Origin of the sequence: Corynebacterium pseudogenitalium (genome assembly GCF_024453815.1) — a bacterium.
In the GTDB taxonomy this organism is placed as follows: Bacteria; Actinomycetota; Actinomycetes; order Mycobacteriales; family Mycobacteriaceae; genus Corynebacterium; species Corynebacterium pseudogenitalium.
This window is the reverse complement of sequence record NZ_CP072934.1, coordinates 832,767-854,966: the sequence shown is the minus strand read 5'-3', so window position 1 is coordinate 854,966 and position 22,200 is coordinate 832,767. Positions and strand designations below refer to the sequence as shown.

Here is a 22,200-nt window from a genome sequence, read left to right as displayed (position 1 = left end):
GCAGTTCCACCTCAGGGCACCGAAGATTCATAGCCTGTCCACCCGATTGGGCGGGTTATGTTTATTTCCGTTCCCTCCGTCTGAAAGGACAGTAGAACTAGTCGCTGGCTTCGGTATGGCTTATTCCCGCCCCTGTCTGAAAATGATCCGGGGGTGATGCCGCCGAAGACAGTGACATACTCAAACTGCTAATAGGAACCTGACCCAGCCCAGGTGGTATGAGGTCTCACAGTAATGTAGATGCCAGTACTAAGTATGTCCGACCACCCCCAGCGATGAAGCTCAAATAGTCCAACTTCTAATTCATCGCTAGGAGGAACACACCCATGGCCTATGACTTCGTCATTGGCGTGGACGTCGGCAAATACTTCCACCACGCCTGCGTCCTCGATCCCCAAGGCAGACGCGCGTCAAGGTCAGGCCGACGCGATGGGCGCGAGCCTCGACATCGTGATCAGCTCTGACATGGGCAAGGGCGGCGCCATGGTCAACGGCCAGCCAGCTCTCGACGACGGCATGGGGGCACAAGTGTGGGCAGTCATGGATGACGGCGCCATGGAATCGGCTGGAGTCATCGGCCAAGAACCCCACGACGACGTGTGGATGCCGCTGCCCGGTGGAACTGCTTCAGTCCTCGTCACCGAGGAAGTCGCCGCCGGCGCGGCGCAACCCACCGGTGCGGTGCTGGCCAACGTGACGCTCTAGTCCCGGTTCCCTCCCTTGGCGCGCTTCAGCGCCGAGCACCGGACGAGAGCGAAGTTCACAGCACAATCCAGCCGACCAGGGCCGCGCCGATGACGACCGCCCAGGGCGGGACCTTCCACGAGGTGGGCGCGGCGTAGCAGACCACGGTGATGGACAGAGTGATCACGCCGGAAACCCCGGCGGTGAACACCGGGGTGTACAGCGCTGCACCGAGAATGCCGACCACCGCGGCATTCGCTCCAGCCAGGGCCGCACCTGCGCGTGGTGTCTGGCACCGAGGAAGGACGCGAACGTGAACAGCGGGCCTGGCATCGCCTGCGTTGCGCCGTAGCCGGCGAGGACGGTGTCTGCCCTCGCTCTCCACGCTGCTGTTGGGCGCGTGACTGCCTAGCCCCTTTACGCTCGACTTCACCGCGTGCTACGGCCGCCTTGATGCGCGCGAACATCCGGCCTCCGTCAGTACTGAGGTCCGCATCACCATTCGCGGTAAAAAGCTTCAACCCGTGCTGTTCCGCTCTGTCGATCCACCCTTCGAGCTGCGCGGGCTGCCGCGTTAGACGATCCAAGTCCCAGCAGATAATCGCGTCTAGCTCGCCTCACTGAAGACTAGCCACCATCGCGTCGTAATCGGGACGTTCCACGTCTTTCTTAGAGGCCGAGATCGACTAATCCACATAGGTGTACACGACCATCCAGCCACGCTGCTTTGCAATGGCTTCACAGTCTTCGCGCTGACGCTCGATGGCAAGACCGTCCATTGCAGCATCGAGCGAGATGCGAAGGTAAATGGCAGCACGTGTTGTCATACGACTAACACTGGCGCGCCTTAAGTTACATTGAACTTGAACTCGACCACGTCTCCGTCTTCCATGACGTATTCCTTGCCTTCTTGACGCACCTTGCCGTTGGCGCGCGCTTCGGCCATGGACCCAAACTTGTCGAGGTCTTCGAAGCTGACGATTTCGGCCTTGATGAAGCCTTTCTCAAAGTCGGTGTGGATGACGCCGGCAGCCTTCGGTGCGGTATCGCCCTGGTGGATCGTCCATGCGCGGGCCTCCTTTGGCCCAGCAGTAAGGTAGGTCTGCAAGCCGAGGGTTGCGAAGCCTGCCTTTGCGAGCGTTTCCAGTCCAGGTTCGTCCTGTCCAACGGAGGCGAGGAGCTCCGACGCGTCCTCTTCGTCTAGTTCGAGCAGCTCGGTCTCTGTTTGCGCGTCCAGGAAGACTGCCTCTGCCGGTGCGACAAGTTCTCGCAGCTCTTGTTTCCGGCCTTCGTCGGTGAGCACGGCTTCGTCGGAGTTGAATACGTAGAGGAATGGTTTCGCCGTCATGAGGTGCAGGTGGTGGAGCAAATCGAGGTCGATGTCTCCTGCCTTTGCGGCGGCGAAAAGGGTGCGGTCGTCTTCAAGCACCGCCTGCGCCTTCTTGGCCTCCTCGGCCTCTGCTGCCACGTCCTTGCTCTTGCGGCCTTCCTTCTCCAGGCGCGGCAACGCTTTCTCGATCGTCTGCAGGTCAGCCAGGATCAGCTCGGTGTTAATGACTGCGATGTCAGATGCGGGGTCGACTTTCCCGTCGACGTGAATGACATTGTCGTCAGCGAAGGCGCGAACGACTTGGCAAATGGCGTCTGCTTCACGAATGTTGGCAAGGAAGGCGTTGCCCATACCTTCGCCCTCGGACGCCCCCTTGACGATGCCAGCGATGTCAACGAACGACACCGTCGCGGGCAGGATGCGTTCGGATTCAAAGATCTCAGCTAAGCGCTTCAGGCGCGGGTCTGGCAGTTCAACCAACCCCACGTTCGGCTCGATGGTTGCGAACGGGTAGTTCGCAGCGAGCACATCATTCCGCGTCAACGCATTAAAAAGGGTTGACTTTCCGACATTGGGCAAACCGACGATTCCAAGTGTAAGACTCACGCTGGCCAATCCTAGCCCACCCATCGCGTTGCCGTCGAAAAGTTTGCAGCTCGCGGTCGGGTTACGTTTCTTTCTCCCTCGGATGGGGCACAATAGGTCGCGTGAGCACTCAGAAACCTCTCGACTACGACGCCAATCCGATTGATCGCGGCATTGTCTACCGCGCGTGGATCAAGTCCGCCGCGACGTTGACGCTGCGAGTCCTCATTGTCGCAGTGTTTTTGGCCGCGCTTGGCAAAGTGATCGGGATGTTTTGGGCAGGCATTCTTCCGGTTGTTCTTGCGCTCATCATCTGCACTGTGCTCGCGCCCGTTGCGGGCTGGCTGCGCCAGCATGGCATACCAGCTGGATTTGCGGCGCTCTTGACGTTGCTTGGCTTCTTTGGATTTCTCGGCTTTCTCGTCTCGTTGATTGCCCCGGACATTGCGGCGCACTCGAGGTTGCTCTATCTGCAAGCGCTCGAAGGTGTGCAGCGGTTGCAGCTCTGGCTGCAGGGTCCACCGCTCAATGTCAACCCCGATGATCTTGATGAGGGCGTGAACGAGATTGCGCAGTGGCTCCAGAAGCAGGCCGGGGCAATCGCTGGCGGTGTATTCACGGGTATTGGCACTGCCGCAGGCCTGATTGTCACACTGTTCGTCGTACTCGTCTTAACTTTCTTTTTCCTCAAAGACGGACACACGTTCCTGCCGTGGCTTCGCAGTGCTACCGGTGGCCGCGCAGGCCTTCATTTCACTGAGCTCTTCACCCGTGCATGGAACACACTTGGGGGTTTTATTCGCGCCCAAGCTGTTGTCTCGCTTGTCGACGCCATCTTCATCGGACTCGGCATTTACTTCGTGGGCGTCCCGATGGCGTTCACGCTCGCTGTGCTGACGTTCATCGCGGGGTTCATCCCGATTGTGGGTGCGGTTGTGGCAGGCGCGCTTGCCATTTTGGTCGCGTTGGTGTCGCTTGGCGTAACCCAAGCGTTGATTGTGTTTGCCATCGTCATTGTTGTCCAACAGCTGGAAGGCAATGTGCTCTCCCCGATGCTGCAGTCCCGTGCAATGAACTTGCATCCAGTGATCGTGCTGGTCTCCGTGACCGTAGGTGGTGGACTCTTCAACCTGATTGGTGCCTTCTTGGCAGTCCCCGTAGCTGCGATGATCGCGGTTTGCTACCGCTACGCGCTCGATATCGTGCGCATCCACTCAGGGGAAGTACACCCGGAAGATCTTTCTTTCATCACCGAGGAAGGTCGTGCGATTGCTGAGCTGGAAAGCATCGAAAGCCAACACAAGCGCGATGCGCTGCGCGAGGAAGATGAATGGGCAGCCACTGTCCCCTCGGAGGCTGCACAGGGAGAGTCCGCGGAGGAGGATCTTGATCAACCCGATCACCGTTTCCGTCCGCGATACAAGCCCGACAAGTTAAAACATATGTTCGATCGACTGCGTCCTAACGCCTAGTTTTGTCCCGCTCATGTGCTCTACTAATGCACATGGACGCATCGACCGCACTGCTATTGATCTTTACGGGCCTCCTCGTTGGGGCCATCCTGGGCTTTTTTGGCGGCGCGTTTTGGATGCAGCGTACCAACCCCCAACAGCACCCGCCTACTGATCTACGCCCGCTGGCACAGGCACTTCGTGACCTACAGGTTCGTCTCGAAGACATCGATAAAGAGCAAGCAGTAGCGCAGTCTGCCTTGGCAGGCCAAGTACAAGCAATTGCGCGCACCTCATCCAGGCTCGGGGACCGGACTGATCAGCTCATCACTGCACTGCGCTCACCGCAGGTCCGAGGCAGATGGGGCGAAGTGCAGCTGCAGCGCGTGGTAGAGCTGGGTGGGATGGTAGAGCACGTCGACTTTGACGCTCAGGCGTACATGCGTTTCGACGGCGCCTCGCTACGCCCGGACATGGTTATCCGGCTCACCCAGGATCGAAACATCATCGTCGACGCCAAGGTTCCGTTTTCTTCATACCTCGATGCGCTCAACACGGAAGACCCGGAAGAAAAGCAAGGCTACCTGCGTAGACACGCGCACCTGCTGCGAAGCCACGTCGATACGCTGTCCTCAAAGTCATACATAAAGGCATTTCAGCCCAGCCCGGAATTCGTCGTGATGTTTGTCCCAGCAGACCCATTCTTGGACGCCGGTCTCGCTATCGACCCGGAGCTGCTCGACTACGCTTTTGCCCGCAACGTCGTCATCGCGACCCCCACGACGCTGTTCGCACTGCTGCGCACGGTTGAACTTGGGTGGAGGCAAGATTCCATGAATCGGGAGGCGCAGACCATCCAGCGTCTTGGCGAAGAGCTGTACCGGCGTCTCGGCACGCTGACAGAGCACTACAACCGCGTCGGGAGCAGTCTTGAGAAGGCGGTCGAGTCGTACAACGCAACACTGGCGTCGCTCGACAGTCGGGTGATGGTCACCGCTCGTAAGCTCGAGGAACTAGGTGCAGCTGGGCACTCGTCGAGTGCGCCGGAGTTTCACCCTATCGATGCGCGACCGAGACTCCGCGACTCAGATTCGTCGAATTGTTAGCCCCTGGAGCGGGTCAAACTGGCAAGACTCGGGGGTAGGCCGGGTAGAATGCCCAGCGTGTCTCAAAACTCTCTCCGATCCCCGCGCCCTGGTACCGCCACCTTCCACGGTTTGCCTACCGTTTCCAGCATCGGCATTATCTTTGCTGCGCTGCTGACCGGCGTCGTCATCGCAACGTCGGCGGGATACATCGGATGGCCTCTGCTCGTACTGTTCAGCGTCGCGGTCATCGCCGTGACAACGCTGGTAGACCCGCGGGGTTTGTTCCTTACCGTCGCGGCTACCCCGCTTTTGTTCGTCATTGCGCTGCTTGGATTTGGACTGATTTCAGCACGCAATCAGCTTGGGGCAGCTGGTGCAGGCGGGAAAACCGCTATCCTTATGGTGCTCTACCCAGTAATCGAGCACTTCCCTATTCTCTTCACGGTGACTGCTGGTGCCCTGGTGATCGCCATCGTGCGCTACTGGCTGATCCAACGCCATAACGATGAAGTCCTGCGCCGGGAGCGAGCGCAGCGCCGCCGCATGAGCCAGTCGAACCGCAGGACCAATAGCGAGGGCCGTCGGGCCCGTGAGCGCAGCCAGGGTGGCATCACGGTCGATGAGCTGTTGAAGCGAACGAAGGCAGAACGCAGTCAGGCCCGCCCCCGTGGGGAGCGGGCCCGGCGAGTTGCCTCTCGCCTTGGCGAGGACCTGTACAAAAACGAAGATCGCTAGGCGAAGGCTAGACGAGCACTAGCTGCTACGGCGCGGCTGACGCAGATCCCGCGGCAGCGCGAACGTGATCGTCTCTACCGTAGTGGTGACTTCCTCTACATCGGTGTAACCGCGCTTCGCCAGCTCCGCGAGCAGCTCCTGAACCAGAATTTCCGGCACCGAAGCTCCCGATGTTACGCCAACGGTGTTGACGCCCTCGAACCATTCGTCTTGTACTTGGTGGGCGTAGTCGATGAGGTATGCGTTGTTGGCACCAGCGTCGAGCGCTACTTCCACCAGGCGCTTCGAATTGGAAGAATTTTGCGAGCCGACCACAATAACGAGTTCCGTCTGCGGTGCGATCTTCTTCACTGCTACCTGACGGTTTTGCGTTGCGTAGCAGATGTCGTCGCTAGGCGGGTTTTCTAGATCTGGGTAGCGCTCGCGCAGCTTTTCAACGATCAGCATCGTTTCATCAACAGACAGGGTGGTCTGGGATAGCCACACTAGCTTCGTCCCCTCTGGGAAGTCGGGAAGGGCGTCGACACCCTCGACCCCGTCAACGAGGTGGGTGACCTCCGGGGCCTCACCTGCGGTACCTTCGACTTCCTCGTGGCCCTCGTGGCCGACAAGCAAGATCTGGTATCCGTGCTTGGCAAACCGCTTCACCTCGTTGTGCACCTTGGTCACGAGCGGGCACGAGGCGTCGAGCGCCAGCAAGTTGCGCCCGTCCGCTGCTTCGCGGACCGCGGGGGAAACTCCGTGCGCGGAAAAAACAAGGTGCGAGCCTTCGGGGACCTCGTCGGTTTCGTCAACGAATATGACGCCGCGCTTCTCTAGTGTTTCCACTACGTACTTGTTGTGGACGATCTCTTTTCGCACATAAATTGGGGCTCCGTATTTTTCCAGCGCCTTTTCTACAGTGACAACTGCACGATCCACACCTGCGCAGTAACCGCGAGGTGCTGCCAGAAGAACTTTTTTACCCTGATTTGTCATGGAACCGACCCTACCGAATCAACGTCTAAAACAGTAGGTACACATTCTTGTGGTGATCTATCTATGAAACAATGACAGCGTATTCCATCGACACGCTGGGAAAGGAGCGGTGTTGACACAAGCACAAGGTGAGCGTTCAGCCTCACCAAGTAGCCCTGAGCAGCCATGGCCAGTGGCAAAGTTGAATAAGTCGGTCAAGGGGTGGATTAACCGTCTGGGCCACTTGTGGGTCGAAGGCCAGCTCACGCAGGTGAACTACAAGCCGAGCTGGAAATTCTCCTATCTCACGCTCCGCGATACACAGCAGGAAACGAGCGTGCAGCTTACGGTTTCCTCGGACTACTTAAGGAGCTTGCCGACGCCACCAAAGGACGGTGACCGCGTCGTCATCTACGGCAAGCCGGCCTTCTACGAGGGCCGCGGCTCCTTTTCGATGTGGACGACGCAGATTCGCCACGTCGGTATCGGTGAATTGCTCGCGAAGATTGAGCAGCTTCGGAAACAGCTTGCAAGTGAGGGTCTCTTTGACCGCGCCCGCAAACGGCCGATTCCCCTGCTCCCGAACACGATTGGCCTCATTACTGGTCGCGGCTCAGCCGCCGAGCGCGACGTGCTTTCCGTGGCGCAGAGCCGTTGGCCCGCGGTCCAATTCCGCGTGATCAACACCGCGGTACAGGGACCGAACGCGGTGCCTGAGGTCATTCAGGCCCTGCAGACGCTTGACGCGGACCCCAATGTTGAGGTCATCATCATTGCCCGTGGCGGAGGCTCGGTCGAGGACCTCCTTCCGTTTTCTGAGGAGGCGCTGCAGCGCGCTGTGGCTGCGGCGGGAACGCCGGTGGTATCCGCCATTGGGCACGAACCAGACAACCCGGTGCTCGACAACGTCGCTGACTTACGCGCGGCCACTCCAACCGACGCCGCTAAACGCGTCGTCATCGATGCCACCCAGGAGCTTGCGTTTCTGTCTGAGGCGCGCGCACGCAGCGCGCAGGCGCTGCGCACCTGGGTTTCCACCAAATCGGAAGAGATCCAGTACTGGCGCTCGCGTCCGGTGATGCAGAACCCGTTACTGGCAATTGAGCGTCGAAGCGAAGAGGTCTCACAGCAGGTTGCTTCGATGCGACGAGAGATCAGCCACCTGTTGGCACGAGAAACGCAGCAGGTCGCTGCGCTCCGCTCACAAGTTTCGGCGTTAGGGCCAGCAGCAACTCTCGCGCGCGGATATTCCGTAGTACAAGTCCTCCCCCGCGACCATTCCGATCCTGAGGTTGTCACCAGCATCGAACAATCACCACCCGGATCGCAGCTGCGCATCCGCGTCGCGGACGGTTCCATCACCGCAGCAGCAATGGGGACCACCCCCGCCGATTAAATCCACACAGCAATTTCACTAGCATCTAGCATCAAGGAGACAATCCATGTCCGAAAACACGTATGGCAATGGCCAACCCACCGACGCCGCATTCCCCGACCCCGCAACGCTTTCGTTCGAGCAAGCTAGGCAGCAACTCGTAGAAACAGTGAGGGTCCTCGAGCTCGGGCAAATGAGCCTTGACGAATCACTGAAGTATTGGGAGTACGGCGAGGGGCTCGCGAAGCGCTGCGAGCAGCTACTCGAGGGAGCATCAAAACGTGTCGAGGCCGCTATTCAGCAGCGCGACGCGGCTGAGCAAACATCACAGTCGGAATAGCCTGCTGCCACGGCGTCTACTGCGCTGACAGCGGCTCGGTCGCGAGCGCAGTACGTATCAGTTCCTCAAACTCGGCGTCTGTTCCGGCACCTGTGACGGCGAATCGTGCGTCGCCGGCATCGATAACCCACAGTGGGCGAGTTTTCGCCTCGGTACCCTTGAATATCTCAATGCTGTGGCCATCGATCGTGTCCTGGCGGTCAAGCGTGCGCTGCTTTCCGTCAACCTCGGACTGGACCGTTTTGCTGTCCGCACCCGTTTGCGTCAGCTGGATGAAGCCACCATCGGGCGTGACCCACCCTACGACTGGAGCTGGCTGCTGCGCGATCATGCTTCGCCGCGCGGAGTTCGTCACCCACCCTGTTGGCATTTCCGGGTAGCGCACCGGAAAATCGACTCCGCGAGCCTCAAGGCCAAGGAACGTCTTCGCATCGACTTCTTGCACAGGCCCATTTTCGGGCTTACCGGGATTGAACGTGCACAGCCCGGTCGCACCAACGGCAATGATCATGACGACCACGATCAAGATGACGTTGATGAGCATGTCTCTGCCGTCTTGGAAAATGCGAGGTTTGTTTTCTTGAGCCACGCGCTCCAGTATGACATGGATTCCTGATACCCCCGAATTTGTCTTTTACCCCCGCGCGTTGGCTTTTTACGCAGGAAGTCCCCAGTTCAGACACCACTATTCGCAGCATTGCCCTATTTTAGGTGTAGAAACGACGGTTCATGTCTGGCAAAAGTGCCATGATAGAGGTGTGCCAGACCGCAGTGGTATGGCTTTGCAACGCGGCATGATGTCGATGTTGTCACAACTAAAACTAGTTTGCCGCAGGAGGGCACTGTTTCATGTCTGAACAAACTTCTGAAAACTTCCCTGATCGTAACCTTGCAATGGAGCTCGTGCGCGTTACCGAGGCTGCTGCGCTTGCCTCTGGCCGCTGGGTAGGTCGCGGGATGAAAAATGAAGGTGACGGCGCCGCAGTCGACGCTATGCGCAAGATGATCAACTCCGTCACGATGGACGGCGTCATCGTCATTGGCGAGGGCGAAAAGGACGAGGCGCCGATGTTGTTTAACGGCGAAAGTGTCGGCAACGGTTTTGGCGCACAGGTTGATCTGGCGGTTGACCCAGTCGACGGCACGCGCCTGATGGCGGAAGGTCGCCCGAATGCTATTTCGGTTATCGCGGCTGCCGACCGTGGCTCCATGTTCAACCCGCAGGACGCGTTCTACATGAACAAGATTGCAGTCGGCCCTGAGGCTGTCGGGGTCATCGATATTACGAAGTCCGTCGAGTTCAACATTAAGGCAGTGGCAGAAGCCAAGGGAGTCGGCGTTGGTAACGTGACTGTGGTGGTACTCGACCGCCCACGTCACAACAAGCTGGTTGAGGAGATTCGCAAGGCTGGTGCCAAGGTACGTTTCATTATGGACGGAGACGTTGCTGGTGCCATCGCTGCTGCCCAGAACACCAACTCCATTGACATGGCGATGGGCATCGGTGGCACACCGGAGGGGGTTATCACGGCGTGTGCATTGAAGTGCCTTGGTGGTGAGATCCAGGGCCAGCTCGCACCGCAGTCCGATGAAGAGCGCGAACGCGTGCTGGCAGCGGGCCACGATCTCGACCGTGTGCTTGGCCTCGACGACTTGGTGGCCTCCGATAACTGCTACTTCGCGGCTACCGGTGTCACCAACGGCGACATGCTGCGCGGCGTCTCCTACCGTAAGAATGGCGCTACCACCCGTTCGTTGGTAATGCGCTCGAAGTCTGGCACCGTCCGCTACGTGGAGTCCCTCCACCAGCTGCCGAAGCTTCAGGAGTACTCGGTGATCGATTACTCCGGCCCGATCAAGTAATTCAAAGCGTCGATTTTCTGTAAGTATCAAGTAAAGGAAAGATTGAATGGCCGATAAGCAGTACCGTATCGAGCACGACACCATGGGTGAGGTCAAAGTACCTGTTGATGCACTGTGGCGTGCTCAAACTCAACGTGCTGTAGAGAACTTCCCGATCTCTGGCCGGGGCCTCGAGAACCAGCAGATCCGCGCCCTTGGGCTCCTCAAGGCCGCGTGTGCGCAGGTCAACAAGGATTCGGGCAAGCTCGATGCGGAAAAGGCTGACGCGATCATCGCTGCGGCGAAGGAAATCGCAGACGGCAAGCACAACGACCAGTTCCCAATTGACGTCTTCCAGACGGGTTCTGGCACTTCCTCGAACATGAACACTAATGAGGTCATTGCTTCGATCGCGCACGCAAACGGCGTGGAAGTCCACCCGAACGACCACGTCAACATGGGACAGTCCTCGAACGACACCTTCCCAACTGCAACGCACATTGCTGCCACCGAAGCTGCCGTCGAAGTGCTGGTCCCGGCCCTGCAGGTGCTGCAGAAGTCACTGGCTGCGAAGGCTGAGCAATGGCACGAGGTAGTGAAGTCGGGCCGCACTCACCTGATGGACGCGACCCCGCTGACGCTTGGTCAGGAGTTCTCCGGCTACGCTCGTCAGATCGAGCTCGGCATCGAGCGCGTTGAGGCAACTGTTGGCCGCCTCGGCGAGCTCGCCATTGGCGGCACCGCGGTTGGCACCGGCATCAACACCCCAGCAGACTTTGGCGCAAAGGTGACCGCAGAGCTGGTGAAGCTCACCGGACTGACACAGCTGTCGGAGGCAAAGAACCACTTCGAGGCCCAGGCCGCACGCGACGCTCTGGTGGAATTCTCCGGTGCGATGCGCACTGTTGCAGTCTCGTTGTACAAGATTGCAAATGACATCCGTCTGATGGGTTCAGGCCCACTCGCAGGGTTCGCGGAGATTCACCTCCCAGATCTGCAGCCAGGCTCGTCGATCATGCCTGGCAAGGTGAACCCTGTCCTGTGCGAGGCGGCAACCCAGGTCTCAGCCCAGGTGATCGGCAACGATGCCGCAGTGGCATTCGGCGGCTCGCAAGGCCAGTTCGAGCTCAACGTGTTCATCCCGATGATGGCGCGCAACGTGCTGGAGTCCGCTCGCCTGCTGGCGAACGTCTCTCGACAGTTCGCTACCCGCTTGGTTGACGGTATCGAGGCGAACGAGGCCCGCATGAAGCAGCTCGCGGAGTCTTCACCATCAATCGTCACCCCTCTGAACAGTGCAATCGGCTACGAGAACGCTGCGAAAGTGGCAAAGCATGCGGTGAAGGAGGGCATCACGATCCGCCAGGCTGTGATTGACCTCGGCTTCGTGGACGGCGAAACGTTGACTGAGGAGGAGCTCGACAAGCGTTTGAACGTCCTGTCGATGGCTCATACCGAACGCAACTAGTCTTCGCTACAATCATCCCTGCTACTGCCCATGTTCATGAGCACGACCAGGGATGATTTTTATGTCTGATTCTTTTTCGCAGCTTCGTACAGCTGGGGGCTCAAATAAGCCATGGGTTATTGGCGGTGTCTTAGCTCTGGTGGTCTCGCTTATCGGGATAGCGCTCGCCGCAGCGTACTGGTCCGCTCAGCCAAAGCCGGAGCCTAACGGGGTGCCTACAGTTGTGACGGTGACTGCGTTTCCTGAAGCTCCGCAAGTGCGTGACGACGCCCCCTCTGGAACATTCCAAGGCACCCTCCAATCGCACAGCCCTGATGCTGCCGTAGCGGCGTGGCCGGCGGTGTTCTCCCTCCATGAAGGACAAGGGATGGTCAGCTATCCTCTGAGCGGTTGCGTGGCGCTTATCGCGCATGATGGCAGTGCTTCCGCTCTGACGAAACAGTGCCCTCCAACTACTGATGATGGTTTCTGGAGCTTCTCCAGCCCGGAGCCGGGAATCGTTGAGGCACAGTTTTTCGAGCGCCGCGGTGATAGCTCTCCAAACGTGGAAGGCTCACTATCGCTCCTGGTTGAATAGGTTTCTTTGATATTTTTGCACGGAGTGTAAGATTGCACTCCGTGAATTTTCCCGATCAGTCAGAAGGTCTCCGGCAGCGAAAGCGCCGCGAAACACGGCAGCGAATCTTCGATACAGCTGCATCGCTTGTGGCACGCGACGGCTATGACAATGTCACAGTCGAGGAGATCTGCCAAGGTGCAGGCATTTCACGGCGGACGTTCTTCAACTACATGGACTCAAAAGATGACGCTGTGCTTGGTCCCTTCCCTCTCGAGTTCACCAGCGAGAGCTTTGCACGCATTGCTGATGAGTCGTCCACGAACATGTTGTCCCTGGTAATCGATGCAATGGAAGAATCAGGTGCCGAAGATCGAGCCGAGGATGCCTGCCGAATCCAGCGGCTCATGCAGGACAACCCATCGTTGGCAAACGCGATGCTGGCCCGCAAACGCGATACGCTACGACACCTCGAGCAGGCTGTGCGTGAGCATTTTGCGAGCCACCCCGAAGACCGCCGTCTAGATGTCACCATAGAGGCAGAAGCCCGAATCGTTGTGGAACTTTTTCGGACAACGCTTGTGCTTTATGCGCGAAGCCTTCATTTCCAAGAGGAGGGTTCGCCGAAGGAGCAGGCTCGTAGCGTAGCTGCCGTCGTCACGAAGTATGCAAAGGAGTTGCAGTGGTAAACAACACTAAGCCACACGTTGGCCTGATCTTTGGAGCGCTACTCATCACGATGCTGATGAGCTCATTGGGCCAGATGATTTTCTCCACTGCCCTGCCGACGATTGTCGGTGAGCTTGGTGGCGTAGATCACATGAGCTGGGTGATTTCGTCGTTCCTGGTCACGATGACAATCGCGATGCCAATTAATGGCAAGCTCGGTGACAGGGTCGGACGCAAGTGGCCTTATATTGGCTCGATTGGCCTGTTCGTCATTGGTTCCACCTTGGGTGGGCTTGCACAGTCAATGCAGCTGCTCATTATCGGGCGCGCCGTCCAAGGCTTTGGCGCTGGCGGCATGATGGTCAACTCCCAGGCAATCATCGCGGAGGTGGTTCCAGCTCGTAGCCGTGGCAAGTACATGGGTGTGATGGGGGCAGTATTCGGCGTTTCTTCCGTGCTTGGCCCCGTGTTGGGCGGCTGGTTTACGGATGGCCCCGGCTGGCGTTGGGGCCTTTGGATGAACATCCCGCTGGGGCTTCTCGCGATGACGGTCTGCACAATCGTGCTCCACCTACGCAAGGGGTCGCGGTCAGCACAGAGCATCGACTGGCTGGGCACCGTGCTCATGGCGGTTGCCACGACTTCTCTTATTTTGACCACAACGTGGGGTGGCACTCAGTATGAGTGGTCCTCGCCTATCATTTTGGGTATTTCCTCGCTTGCGGTTGTCGCTGCAGCGCTGTTCGTCTTCGTTGAGCTGCGCGTACCGAACCCGCTCATCCCCATGCACTTGTTCCGCAATCGCAACATGGTCTTGACGACGGCCTCCGGAACCGTGCTGGGACTGGCTATGACCGGTGCGCTTGCTTACCTGCCTACCTACCTGCAGATGGTGCACGAACTCACGCCAACGAACGCGGGGCTGATGATGCTGCCAATGGTCATCGGCATCTTGGGCACTGGCACTACCGTGGGGTTCATTATCGCGAAAACGGGCCGCTACAAGGTCTACCCGATCATCGGTATGGCCATCGTTTCGGTCGGACTCTTCCTCTTCTCGCAGCTCGAAGTGTCCACACCGCTGACCACGCTGGGTATCTACATGTTCATTTTTGGGTTCGGACTCGGCTTAGTCATGCAGGTACTGGTACTTATTGTCCAGAACTCGTTCCCACTAGCAATGGTCGGTACTGCAACAGCGACGAACAACTTCTTCCGACAGATCGGCTCCGCGATCGGTGCGTCGCTTATTGGTTCGCTGTTCATTCACAATATGACGGAGGAGCTCGCGGAACGCCTGCCAAAAGCATTGGCCTCGATGGCCCCTAGCGAGGCAGCCCCTTACGCCGAGCAATTCTCGAGCGCCGGTGGGCACAACTCCCTCACCCCGCACGCGGTTGCACAACTGCCTGACGTACTGCGCGACGCCGTCCTTAATAGTTACAACGACGGCCTGACCCCAGTGTTCTTACTGATGGTCCCATTGGCCGCCGTTGCGTTGGTGCTGCTCTTCCCGGTCCGGGAGGACCCGCTGAAAGAGACGCTGGACTAGGAACGATGAGGCGTGACTAGACCTGGCTTTTGCCTGGTTTCTTTTCTCCCGGCTTCGGCAACAGCAGCTCGTAGATGTCCGAGTCACGCCACTGGCCTTCCCGCTCACCGTAGGACATTTTCGCCATGTGATGGAAGGTGCCAACTTTCTCAAACCCGCGCGACTTGTGCAGCCCTGCCGATCCTTCGTTTTCCGGGAAGATCCACGAGTGAATCGACCACTTATCAAGTTCGATGCACGTCGCGATGAGCTTGTCTAGCAGCGCACCGGATACCCCCATGCCGCGCGCATCCGGATGCACGTAGATGGAGTCTTCAACTACTCCATGGAACACGCTTCTCGACGACGCCTTCGCCGCAGCTACCCATCCGAGCACACGCGAGTCATCGTGTTCATCAACGGCAACAAACACCGTTTCCATGATCTTCGCCCTGGAAAACTGCTCCCATGTCAAGCCGCGCGTCTCGTAAGTTGCGTTTCCGGTACTCAGACCCATCTCGTAGATGCTACGCACCTGCGGGTAGTCTTCTGGCCGGATTGGTCGAATGGTAAACCCTTTTTTGGTCATAAAAAACATTGTCCTCATTGGTCACACATCGTGCAACCAACGGGGACAAAAGCCGTTGTAGAGCTACAAATTACTTCTCGATGATGTTTGCAGCGAACGCGCCGGTGTCGTTGTTTTCACGAGTCCACTCGATGGTGCCGTGCTCGAACTCCTGGAACCAGCCAGATTCATTTGGAAGTGGGGTCTCGGCTGCGGTTGGGAAGCCAACCTTGTCCATAACGCCTTCATTCGTCAGCCACACGTTAGCAATTTGGCCCCAGATCGGAGCGCCACCGGTGTTTTCATTCCAGGCGACGTGGTGGTCATTGTCAAAGTCAACGATCCAGCTGCCATCGTGCTCCGTAACCTTCATCGGCTCGCCCCACTCCGAGTCAGCGTACTGGCCGATTGCCTGGACCAGACCGGTTGGAACCTTGACCTCTTCACCGTCTGCGGTAGTCAAGGAGACAGACTCCGTAGAGCCCTCTGCACCATTAGCGTCGGTGGCGGTCTCAGCAGCAGTCTCCGTCTCGGCTGCCTCTGTAGCTGTCTCGATGTTGGTCACCGTTGCGGTGCCGGAAGCACCATCCGCAGCGGTGGTAGCAGTGCTATCGGCGCCCTCTCCGTCAGAGCAAGCAACCAAGCCTGCGGCCAGAGCGGTAGCAGCAACGGCGGAAGTAAAAACCTTCTTGTAATTCATCAAAATTTCCTTTCGTTGTTGAATTTGTCTGGTTTCCATTATGCAAATTTCACTTTCGCCGCCTCCGTTTCACCCCCGTTCGGGGTGTTTTCCCGGCCGCACCCTTGCGCTTTTTCCCACGTTTCGTATATAAGCGTTTGCCCTGCGCAGCACGGGAGTCTGACACCTGTTTGCGCCGCCTCGTCCCAGCAGTCGGCTCACTCCCCCTCGACGAGCGAGCGGTGCGCCCTTTTGCGACGCCCACAAAGTCCTGGATCTCGTCACCGTCGTCGGCTTTCCGCCACACCAATGCAATCTCAGTTTCAACCAGCGGAGCGTGCCAAACTTCCAAACACGCGATCTGTTTCTTCGAGAGCACCTTCAACAACGGCAACGGGGCCAATGCCACGCCAACGTTTGCCGCAACGACCTGCAATGCACCACGAAGCTCTTCAAGTGACGCCTCCGGCTGGTAGACCCAGTTGATGATTTCGCCTTCGAGGTCCGCGTAATCGACGCGCTCCCCAAGCTCTGCAAACAAAGAGTCCTTGGGCACGGCAACGCCGGGAGCCTCGGTATAGAGACGGACCACGTGAAATTCATCGGTAATACGGTCATCGGGCAGGCGCATCAGCGCCAGCGATGTAGAAGTCGTCTCGTCCAGGAGATCAGCGAAGGGGTCGTCGACACCTTGCGTATCGAGCGAGTGCGGTGTGGACTGTGCGAAGCGTTTAAACCACTTCCCTGGCTCTGTGCCGGTGACGAAAGCAAGCGATAGCATGGCACAATGCTACCGTTTGGTGTATGACTACACAGAAGCCATCCGGAACCGCGATGAAGGCCGCGACCGCCGCGAAGAAACTCGGGATCTACCTGCCAGCGACGCCGCAGGAGTTCCAAGACAATGCCGTGACGCACGCGCAACTGCGCGAATTACAGAACAATCCCCCAGAGTGGCTGCAGGAACTGCGCCGCAATGGGCCACACCCCCGCCCCGAGGTGGCGCGCAAACTCGGGATCTCAATCACCGCACTCAAAGCAAACGACATGGACAAGCCGCTCACCACTGAGGAGATCAACGAGCTGTTGAAAAACCAGCCGGAATGGTTGAGCTCGGCCCGCACCACTCATTCAGAGCAGCGCCAGGCCGAGCAGCAGCAGTAGCTCTTAGAGCATCTTCCAATCTTCGAGGCCCGGGTAGAGCGGGAACCGCTCCGCCAGCGCGTCTACGCGGGCGTGCAGGGCGTCGACGTCGGCGTTCTCACCCTGGATAAGCGCCTCGGCGATAATTTCCGCAACTTCCTCGAACTCTTCCTTGCCGAAGCCGCGGGTCGCCAGCGCCGGGGTGCCAATACGCAGCCCCGACGTCACGGCTGGCGGACGCGGATCGAAAGGAACGGCGTTGCGGTTCACCGTAATGCCAGCCTTATGCAGCAAATCCTCTGCCTGCTGGCCATCCATCGCGGAGTTACGCAGGTCCACTAGCACAAGGTGGACATCGGTGCCGCCGGAGACGACGTCGATGCCGGCTTCCTTGGCGTCTGGCTGGGTCAAGCGCTCGGCGAGAATCTTTGCGCCCTCGAGCGTGCGCTCCTGGCGGTTACGGAAAGCCTCCGTCGCGGCGAGCTTGAAGGCGGTAGCCTTCGCAGCGATCACGTGCACCAGCGGGCCACCCTGCTGGCCTGGGAACACTGCGGAGTTGAGTTTCTTGTGCAGCTCGAGATCGTTGGTCAGGATGAAGCCGGAGCGTGGTCCACCAATGGTCTTGTGCACCGTGGAGGACACAACGTGTGCATGAGGCACCGGCGACGGGTGCAGACCAGCAGCAACCAAGCCAGCGAAGTGCGCCATATCGACCCACAAGTACGCACCAACCTCGTCTGCGATCGAGCGGAACTCAGCAAAGTCCTCGTGGCGAGGGTACGCGGACCAACCCGCGATGATCACCTTCGGCTTGACCTCGCGCGCCTGTTCACGCAGCTTCTCCATGTCGATGGTGCACGTGTCTTTTTCAACCTCGTACGCAGCGACGTTGTACAGCTTGCCGGAGAAGTTGATCTTCATACCGTGCGTCAGGTGGCCACCGTGAGCGAGGCTGAGGCCCAAGATGGTGTCGCCCGGCTCGCACAGCGCCATCAACACAGCCGCATTCGCCTGCGCACCGGAGTGTGGTTGCACGTTCGCGTATTTCGCGCCGAAGAGCTCCTTCGCGCGGTCGCGCGCCAGGTCTTCAACGACGTCGGCGTGCTCGCAGCCACCGTAGTAGCGACGACCTGGGTAGCCTTCGGCATATTTGTTTGTAAACACCGAACCCTGTGCTTGCAGCACTGCTCGCGGAACGAAGTTCTCGGAGGCAATCATCTCCAGCGTGTTTCGCTGGCGCGACAGCTCCTGAACGATCGCTTCGTGAACTTCGGGGTCAAAAGTAGCGAGATCCTGGTAGCGGAGGTCTTCAGACACGTGCACCGGGTCCTTTCAAGATCAGACAGTCAATCATGTTATAGCTCATGCCCAGGCACACCTACGCCTGGCACTGCTATGCAGTATAAGCATCAGCGCTACGAAAGAAGTCCACTTTATTCAGGAACTTCAGAAGTATCTGTACCTGAGTTCCCCGGCACGAAACAACAAATGTAACAATGTTACGCATGGCGAAATCTCCCCGCACTTCGGATTCGAGCCCTTATTTGGACTTTCACCGCGACGATTGGCGGCACCGACGTGCGCAAATGCCACAAGTCTTGACGGAGGACGAAGTAGCCAAGCTCAGTGGTATCGGCGAGAACCTCGATATGCAGGAAGTTGAAGACATTTACCTTCCGATCTCTCGCCTGATTCACCTCCAGGTACGGGCCAGACAAAAACTTACGAAGGCTACAGAGACGTTTATCGGTGATGACCCAGGCCACGTGCCATTCATTATCGGGATTGCGGGGTCGGTGGCCGTCGGCAAGTCAACGACTGCCCGTGTACTGCAGGTGTTGCTACAGCGTTGGGACTCTCATCCTCGAGTGGACCTCATCACCACCGACGGGTTCCTCTATCCCAGCAAAGTGCTCAAAGAGCGCAACCTGATGGACCGCAAAGGATTCCCGGAATCCTACAACCGGCGCGACCTCATGCGCTTTGTCACCGAGGTCAAGTCGGGTCAACCACTGGTCAAAGCGCCGATATATTCTCACTTCGCCTACGACATCATCCCAGGCGAGTTCATTGAGGTCCGCCAGCCGGACATCATCATTCTCGAAGGGCTCAACGTCCTCCAAACCGGCCCGACCCTCATGGTGTCCGACCTCTTCGACTTCTCAATTTATGTCGACGCCCTCACCACCGATATTGAACGCTGGTACATCGACCGCTTCATGAAGCTTCGCAACACCGCGTTTCGAGAGCCCGGCGCGCACTTTGCGCACTATGCCGACATCGATGAGGCGCAGGCCCGTCACAAGGCACGCGATATTTGGCAGTCCATCAACCTGCCGAACCTAGTGGAAAACATTGCCCCCACCCGTATCCGTGCCTCGCTCGTGCTACGCAAAGGCGCCGACCATTCAGTGCAGTGGGTCCGCATGCGCAAAATGTAGCGCCAGGTAGCTGCCTACTTGCCGAAGCGACGGGAGCGCTGCGAGTACTCGCGCAACGCGCGAAGGAAGTCAATCTTGCGGAACGCGGGCCAGTACGTGTCCGTAAACCAGATCTCGGAGTACGCCGCCTGCCACAGTAGGAAGCCGGAGAGGCGCTGCTCCCCCGACGTCCGGATCACTAAGTCTGGATCGGGCTGACCTGAGGTGTACAGGTGCTGCGACACGGACTCGACGGTCACTGCGTTGACCAGTTCGTCCACGCTGCAGCCGCTGGCAGCGGCGTCGCTAATGAGGCTGCGAACGGCGTCGACAATTTCTTGCCTGCCGCCGTACCCCACCGCAATGTTGACGGTCAGGCCAGCTTTGCCTGTGGTGGTGTCGGCAGATCGGCGCATCCTTTCTGCAACCTCATCCGGCAAGAGCTCCAGGTGCCCTACGAGCCGAACCTTGCAGGAGTAAGACTGCGTCGCAAGGTCCTCGATCACCTCGGAAATAATGTCGAACAGCAGCTCAACTTCTTCCGAAGTCCGTTGCAAATTCTCCGTTGATAACAGGTAGATCGTAACGACGTCCACGTCCATTTCCGCCGACCACCGCACAAGTTCGCCGATCTTCGCCCCACCCACCCGGTGGCCATGAGAAACATCGGTGAACCCAGCCTCACGGGCCCACCGTCGGTTGCCGTCCGCCATGACCGCGATGTGCTTCGGGCGTTTCTTGCCCTTCAGCTCACGCTTCAGGCGCGCTTCATACAGCGGATACAGAATTTTTTGGAGGCTACTCACGGACCCAACCTTACTCACCAATCAACGGTATGTATGTTAGATGCCTTAGATCCAACGCTTCTTCCGGCGATCAAGCACACCCGCCTCCGCCATGGCCTTATCCAGCGCCTCCTGGTCAAACGGGTCGATTCCGTGCTTCTCAGCGAAGAGGCTGCGACGGCGGAACCGCGAGTACCGGCGATGGAACGCAAACCCCAGAGACAAAATGACCACAGCCAGCATCACCAACAGCAACAGGCCGAATGGCGAAGCCTTGCCAAAGTCAGGCCCCACCGGGTTTTCCTTCGGCGCCTGCGCCACCAAGTAAGCAGAGGTGTTGATAATCGCTGCGTGTGCTGTCGTCATCATGTGTATTTCGTCTTCCTTGTGCTGAAAATGTTAGCGCTCTTGCCCGAAACCTTCAGCGAGCGCGTCCGCGGTCTTCGGGTCAATACCGGCGAAGAGATCATCTTCCGGCAACGTTGATGCTACGCGAGTTCTGGCCAACTCAAACTCTTCTGTCGGCCATACCTCCTGCTGGTCCTCAACTGGGCTCGCCAAAAACGCGCCCGCCGGATCAATCTGTGTCGCATGTGCCGTCAGCGCTGCTGCACGCTGGGGGAAGTACTCCGCGCACTCCACCCTTGTGGTCACGCGACTCATCACATCCGCTTTGTTTTCTTCCCACCGCTGAATCATCAGCTCGTACGGGCTCTTCTTTCCCTGCGCGTACAAGCGGTCCTGCAGAAGACGCATCCGCTGCAGGATAAATCCATGGCTGTAGTACAGCTTCAATGGCGTCCACGCCTGCCCTGCTTCAGGAGCAAAGGATGGATCTCCCGCCTTGTCCCAGGCCAGCATCGAGATTTCGTGGACCATCAAGTGGTCGGGGTGCGGGTAGCCACCGTTTTCGTCGTAGGTAATGATGACATGCGGCCTGAACTCTCGAATCGACTCGACGAGATGCGCCGTCACTGCCTCCGGGTCTTGGGTCGCGAACGAGCCTTCCGGCAGCGGGGGCAGCGGGTCGCCTTGTGGCAGACCCGAGTCTTCGTACCCCATCCACTGATGTTCCACGCCGAGGGCCGCCGCGGCCTCCGCCATCTCCTGCTCCCGGACCTCGAGGATGTTCTCCAGCACGCCCGGCCGATCCATCGCAGGGTTCAAGATGTCGCCTCGTCGCCCGTCAGTACATGTGACGACGAGCACCCGGTTCCCCTCCGATGCGTATTTTGCCATCGTTGCTGCACCTTTAGAGGACTCGTCGTCTGGGTGTGCGTGGATCGCCATCAAGCGCAAGCCGGCCACTATTCCTCCTAGAACTTCTTCGGGGCCTGATTCCGTAACTTCGCGCCATCTTAGTACCATTGGAACGGATTGCAGCTACAGCGTCATCCAGCGTCATTCAGCGAGGTAGGTAACCGTGACTTCTCCCAGTCGCCCAACATCCCGATACGGCTCCAGCACCACCCCGACAGCCACGAAACGCAGCAACGCCGCTGGCCGGATCGTCGCGCTGATCGCCATCGGCCTCGTCGTCGTGCTGCTTTACAGTGTCTTTGACTACTTCAAGAAGCAGGAGTCCCGCACCGTCACTGCGGATTTCATCTCGCTCGAAGCTGTTGACGACAACACCACACGCATGTGGATCGATGTATCACGCAAAGACGTCGAGGCCCCTTCGTACTGCATCGTCACTGCGGTCAACTACGCGCATGCCGAAGTTGGGCGTCGAGAAGTAGTACTCCCCGCAGGCGGGCAGGAGCTCGAGCGGGTCGCCGTCGAACTACCGGTGCGCGAGCCGGCAGTCTCAGGACGTGTCTACGGCTGCTCGGACAATCTGCCGTTCTACATGGACCCCACCAGCACCTTTTACGACGCCCGCTAAGCCTCACCAGTGCACCACCTGCGCGGCAGCTGTGCTATTATCCGCCTGGTAAAGTTGCCCGCCAACCGGCGGGCTCGTTTGACATATATAGGGAAGGTTTTTACCT

The 22,200-nt window shown here is 58.6% G+C and carries 26 protein-coding genes and 1 pseudogene; 14 read left to right on the top strand and 13 right to left on the bottom strand.

The features are described 5' to 3' along the window. Positions 1 to 429 precede the first annotated feature (429 nt). Positions 430 to 705 carry an anti-sigma factor gene (locus KBP54_RS04145; protein WP_068538772.1) on the top strand — a complete coding sequence of 92 codons (276 nt, stop codon included), beginning with the start codon at positions 430 to 432 and terminating at the stop codon, positions 703 to 705. Positions 706 to 760: 55 nt separating this feature from the next. On the opposite strand, the gene KBP54_RS04140 is transcribed toward KBP54_RS04145, so the two are convergent. The 4 genes and pseudogenes from KBP54_RS04140 to ychF all read right to left on the bottom strand — a co-directional run bounded on the left by KBP54_RS04140 (position 761) and on the right by ychF (position 2,620). Beyond that, positions 761 to 931, bottom strand: coding sequence for a hypothetical protein (locus KBP54_RS04140; RefSeq protein WP_218079174.1), 171 nt, complete (start codon positions 929 to 931; stop codon positions 761 to 763). 181 nt (positions 932 to 1,112) lie between these two features. Then, positions 1,113 to 1,271 (bottom strand): annotated as a pseudogene (locus KBP54_RS11235) (recombinase family protein); the annotation flags it as partial. 99 nt (positions 1,272 to 1,370) lie between these two features. Continuing rightward, positions 1,371 to 1,511: a recombinase family protein gene (locus KBP54_RS11230; RefSeq protein ID WP_257000612.1), complete on the bottom strand. Its 141-nt coding sequence runs from the start codon at positions 1,509 to 1,511 to the stop codon at positions 1,371 to 1,373. Between the two features lie 20 nt (positions 1,512 to 1,531). Further along, the gene (gene ychF / locus KBP54_RS04130) at positions 1,532 to 2,620 is read right to left on the bottom strand and encodes a redox-regulated ATPase YchF (protein ID WP_070976202.1); all 1,089 of its coding nucleotides are present in this window, start codon (positions 2,618 to 2,620) and stop codon (positions 1,532 to 1,534) included. A gap of 101 nt (positions 2,621 to 2,721) precedes the next feature. Here ychF and KBP54_RS04125 point away from each other — a divergent pair, with 101 nt between their 5' ends. From KBP54_RS04125 to KBP54_RS04115, 3 genes are read left to right on the top strand one after another with little or no spacing between them, the layout of a single operon-like run. Then, positions 2,722 to 4,071, top strand: a complete 1,350-nt coding sequence (locus KBP54_RS04125; RefSeq protein ID WP_256006409.1) for an AI-2E family transporter — start codon at positions 2,722 to 2,724, stop codon at positions 4,069 to 4,071. Positions 4,072 to 4,103: 32 nt separating this feature from the next. Beyond that, positions 4,104 to 5,156 carry a DNA recombination protein RmuC gene (locus KBP54_RS04120; protein WP_256006407.1) on the top strand — a complete coding sequence of 351 codons (1,053 nt, stop codon included), beginning with the start codon at positions 4,104 to 4,106 and terminating at the stop codon, positions 5,154 to 5,156. A gap of 57 nt (positions 5,157 to 5,213) precedes the next feature. Then, entirely contained in the window at positions 5,214 to 5,873 is a 660-nt protein-coding gene (locus tag KBP54_RS04115; RefSeq protein ID WP_252931093.1) for a DUF6542 domain-containing protein, read from the top strand. 18 nt (positions 5,874 to 5,891) lie between these two features. On the opposite strand, the gene KBP54_RS04110 is transcribed toward KBP54_RS04115, so the two are convergent. Then, positions 5,892 to 6,851, bottom strand: a complete 960-nt coding sequence (locus KBP54_RS04110) for a 4-hydroxy-3-methylbut-2-enyl diphosphate reductase (RefSeq protein ID WP_252931094.1) — start codon at positions 6,849 to 6,851, stop codon at positions 5,892 to 5,894. Between the two features lie 112 nt (positions 6,852 to 6,963). Here KBP54_RS04110 and xseA point away from each other — a divergent pair, with 112 nt between their 5' ends. Together xseA and KBP54_RS04100 are read left to right on the top strand one after the other, a co-directional pair. Further along, a complete protein-coding gene (gene xseA, locus KBP54_RS04105) occupies positions 6,964 to 8,226 on the top strand; it encodes an exodeoxyribonuclease VII large subunit (protein WP_070362750.1) in 1,263 nt (420 codons plus the stop codon). Positions 8,227 to 8,272: 46 nt separating this feature from the next. Next, on the top strand, positions 8,273 to 8,545 hold the full coding sequence (locus KBP54_RS04100; protein ID WP_256006405.1) for an exodeoxyribonuclease VII small subunit: 273 nt from the start codon (positions 8,273 to 8,275) through the stop codon (positions 8,543 to 8,545). 16 nt (positions 8,546 to 8,561) lie between these two features. On the opposite strand, the gene KBP54_RS04095 is transcribed toward KBP54_RS04100, so the two are convergent. Then, positions 8,562 to 9,134, bottom strand: a complete 573-nt coding sequence (locus KBP54_RS04095) for a DUF4245 domain-containing protein (RefSeq protein ID WP_070479333.1) — start codon at positions 9,132 to 9,134, stop codon at positions 8,562 to 8,564. 260 nt (positions 9,135 to 9,394) lie between these two features. On the opposite strand from KBP54_RS04095, the gene glpX reads away from it, so the two are divergent. From glpX to KBP54_RS04070, 5 genes are all read left to right on the top strand, one after another. Further along, the gene (gene glpX / locus KBP54_RS04090) at positions 9,395 to 10,408 is read left to right on the top strand and encodes a class II fructose-bisphosphatase (protein WP_070479332.1); all 1,014 of its coding nucleotides are present in this window, start codon (positions 9,395 to 9,397) and stop codon (positions 10,406 to 10,408) included. A gap of 46 nt (positions 10,409 to 10,454) precedes the next feature. Then, positions 10,455 to 11,855, top strand: a complete 1,401-nt coding sequence (locus tag KBP54_RS04085) for a class II fumarate hydratase (RefSeq protein ID WP_070479330.1) — start codon at positions 10,455 to 10,457, stop codon at positions 11,853 to 11,855. Between the two features lie 61 nt (positions 11,856 to 11,916). After that, entirely contained in the window at positions 11,917 to 12,432 is a 516-nt protein-coding gene (locus KBP54_RS04080) for a hypothetical protein (RefSeq protein WP_141742272.1), read from the top strand. A gap of 41 nt (positions 12,433 to 12,473) precedes the next feature. Next, positions 12,474 to 13,100 carry a TetR/AcrR family transcriptional regulator gene (locus tag KBP54_RS04075; RefSeq protein ID WP_168161642.1) on the top strand — a complete coding sequence of 209 codons (627 nt, stop codon included), beginning with the start codon at positions 12,474 to 12,476 and terminating at the stop codon, positions 13,098 to 13,100. Further along, positions 13,094 to 14,632, top strand: a complete 1,539-nt coding sequence (locus KBP54_RS04070) for an MDR family MFS transporter (RefSeq protein ID WP_070362756.1) — start codon at positions 13,094 to 13,096, stop codon at positions 14,630 to 14,632. The genes KBP54_RS04075 and KBP54_RS04070 overlap by 7 nt, the downstream gene beginning before the upstream one ends. A 16-nt stretch (positions 14,633 to 14,648) precedes the next feature. On the opposite strand, the gene KBP54_RS04065 is transcribed toward KBP54_RS04070, so the two are convergent. The 3 genes from KBP54_RS04065 to KBP54_RS04055 all read right to left on the bottom strand — a co-directional run bounded on the left by KBP54_RS04065 (position 14,649) and on the right by KBP54_RS04055 (position 16,639). Next, positions 14,649 to 15,200, bottom strand: coding sequence for a GNAT family N-acetyltransferase (locus tag KBP54_RS04065; protein WP_070479325.1), 552 nt, complete (start codon positions 15,198 to 15,200; stop codon positions 14,649 to 14,651). A gap of 70 nt (positions 15,201 to 15,270) precedes the next feature. Further along, complete coding sequence (locus tag KBP54_RS04060) at positions 15,271 to 15,879, bottom strand: LGFP repeat-containing protein (protein ID WP_070362758.1); 609 nt, start codon at positions 15,877 to 15,879, stop codon at positions 15,271 to 15,273. Between the two features lie 49 nt (positions 15,880 to 15,928). Beyond that, a complete protein-coding gene (locus KBP54_RS04055) occupies positions 15,929 to 16,639 on the bottom strand; it encodes a LysR family transcriptional regulator substrate-binding protein (RefSeq protein WP_070362759.1) in 711 nt (236 codons plus the stop codon). A gap of 23 nt (positions 16,640 to 16,662) precedes the next feature. On the opposite strand from KBP54_RS04055, the gene KBP54_RS04050 reads away from it, so the two are divergent. Then, positions 16,663 to 17,022: a DUF5997 family protein gene (locus tag KBP54_RS04050; RefSeq protein ID WP_070362760.1), complete on the top strand. Its 360-nt coding sequence runs from the start codon at positions 16,663 to 16,665 to the stop codon at positions 17,020 to 17,022. 3 nt (positions 17,023 to 17,025) lie between these two features. Here the strand turns inward: KBP54_RS04050 and glyA are convergent, their stop codons facing one another. Next, the gene (gene glyA / locus KBP54_RS04045) at positions 17,026 to 18,318 is read right to left on the bottom strand and encodes a serine hydroxymethyltransferase (RefSeq protein WP_070976188.1); all 1,293 of its coding nucleotides are present in this window, start codon (positions 18,316 to 18,318) and stop codon (positions 17,026 to 17,028) included. A gap of 188 nt (positions 18,319 to 18,506) precedes the next feature. Between glyA and coaA the strand changes: the two genes are divergently transcribed. Further along, complete coding sequence (coaA, locus tag KBP54_RS04040) at positions 18,507 to 19,442, top strand: type I pantothenate kinase (protein WP_070362761.1); 936 nt, start codon at positions 18,507 to 18,509, stop codon at positions 19,440 to 19,442. A gap of 14 nt (positions 19,443 to 19,456) precedes the next feature. On the opposite strand, the gene KBP54_RS04035 is transcribed toward coaA, so the two are convergent. Genes KBP54_RS04035 through mca form a run of 3 tightly spaced genes read right to left on the bottom strand, consistent with a single transcriptional unit; the run spans position 19,457 to position 21,514 of the window. Next, on the bottom strand, positions 19,457 to 20,227 hold the full coding sequence (locus tag KBP54_RS04035) for an isoprenyl transferase (protein ID WP_070363549.1): 771 nt from the start codon (positions 20,225 to 20,227) through the stop codon (positions 19,457 to 19,459). A gap of 45 nt (positions 20,228 to 20,272) precedes the next feature. Continuing rightward, on the bottom strand, positions 20,273 to 20,575 hold the full coding sequence (locus KBP54_RS04030) for a hypothetical protein (protein ID WP_141742271.1): 303 nt from the start codon (positions 20,573 to 20,575) through the stop codon (positions 20,273 to 20,275). Positions 20,576 to 20,605: 30 nt separating this feature from the next. Continuing rightward, complete coding sequence (gene mca, locus KBP54_RS04025) at positions 20,606 to 21,514, bottom strand: mycothiol conjugate amidase Mca (protein WP_070362762.1); 909 nt, start codon at positions 21,512 to 21,514, stop codon at positions 20,606 to 20,608. Between the two features lie 115 nt (positions 21,515 to 21,629). Between mca and KBP54_RS04020 the strand changes: the two genes are divergently transcribed. Continuing rightward, a complete protein-coding gene (locus KBP54_RS04020; RefSeq protein ID WP_070362763.1) occupies positions 21,630 to 22,094 on the top strand; it encodes a DUF4307 domain-containing protein in 465 nt (154 codons plus the stop codon). The last annotated feature ends 106 nt before the right edge of the window (positions 22,095 to 22,200 follow it).

What these genes read in the sequence shown, in the direction of transcription:
- KBP54_RS04145 (WP_068538772.1), top strand. Translation starts at nt 430, where the DNA reads ATGGGCGCGAGCCTCGACATCGTGATCAGCTCTGACATGGGCAAGGGC.
- KBP54_RS11230 (WP_257000612.1), bottom strand. Translation starts at nt 1,511, where the DNA reads ATGACAACACGTGCTGCCATTTACCTTCGCATCTCGCTCGATGCTGCA.
- KBP54_RS04120 (WP_256006407.1), top strand. Translation starts at nt 4,104, where the DNA reads ATGGACGCATCGACCGCACTGCTATTGATCTTTACGGGCCTCCTCGTT.
- KBP54_RS04110 (WP_252931094.1), bottom strand. Translation starts at nt 6,851, where the DNA reads ATGACAAATCAGGGTAAAAAAGTTCTTCTGGCAGCACCTCGCGGTTAC.
- KBP54_RS04100 (WP_256006405.1), top strand. Translation starts at nt 8,273, where the DNA reads ATGTCCGAAAACACGTATGGCAATGGCCAACCCACCGACGCCGCATTC.
- glpX (WP_070479332.1), top strand. Translation starts at nt 9,395, where the DNA reads ATGTCTGAACAAACTTCTGAAAACTTCCCTGATCGTAACCTTGCAATG.
- KBP54_RS04085 (WP_070479330.1), top strand. Translation starts at nt 10,455, where the DNA reads ATGGCCGATAAGCAGTACCGTATCGAGCACGACACCATGGGTGAGGTC.
- KBP54_RS04080 (WP_141742272.1), top strand. Translation starts at nt 11,917, where the DNA reads ATGTCTGATTCTTTTTCGCAGCTTCGTACAGCTGGGGGCTCAAATAAG.
- KBP54_RS04065 (WP_070479325.1), bottom strand. Translation starts at nt 15,200, where the DNA reads ATGACCAAAAAAGGGTTTACCATTCGACCAATCCGGCCAGAAGACTAC.
- KBP54_RS04060 (WP_070362758.1), bottom strand. Translation starts at nt 15,879, where the DNA reads ATGAATTACAAGAAGGTTTTTACTTCCGCCGTTGCTGCTACCGCTCTG.
- KBP54_RS04055 (WP_070362759.1), bottom strand. Translation starts at nt 16,639, where the DNA reads ATGCTATCGCTTGCTTTCGTCACCGGCACAGAGCCAGGGAAGTGGTTT.
- KBP54_RS04050 (WP_070362760.1), top strand. Translation starts at nt 16,663, where the DNA reads ATGACTACACAGAAGCCATCCGGAACCGCGATGAAGGCCGCGACCGCC.
- coaA (WP_070362761.1), top strand. Translation starts at nt 18,507, where the DNA reads ATGGCGAAATCTCCCCGCACTTCGGATTCGAGCCCTTATTTGGACTTT.
- KBP54_RS04030 (WP_141742271.1), bottom strand. Translation starts at nt 20,575, where the DNA reads ATGATGACGACAGCACACGCAGCGATTATCAACACCTCTGCTTACTTG.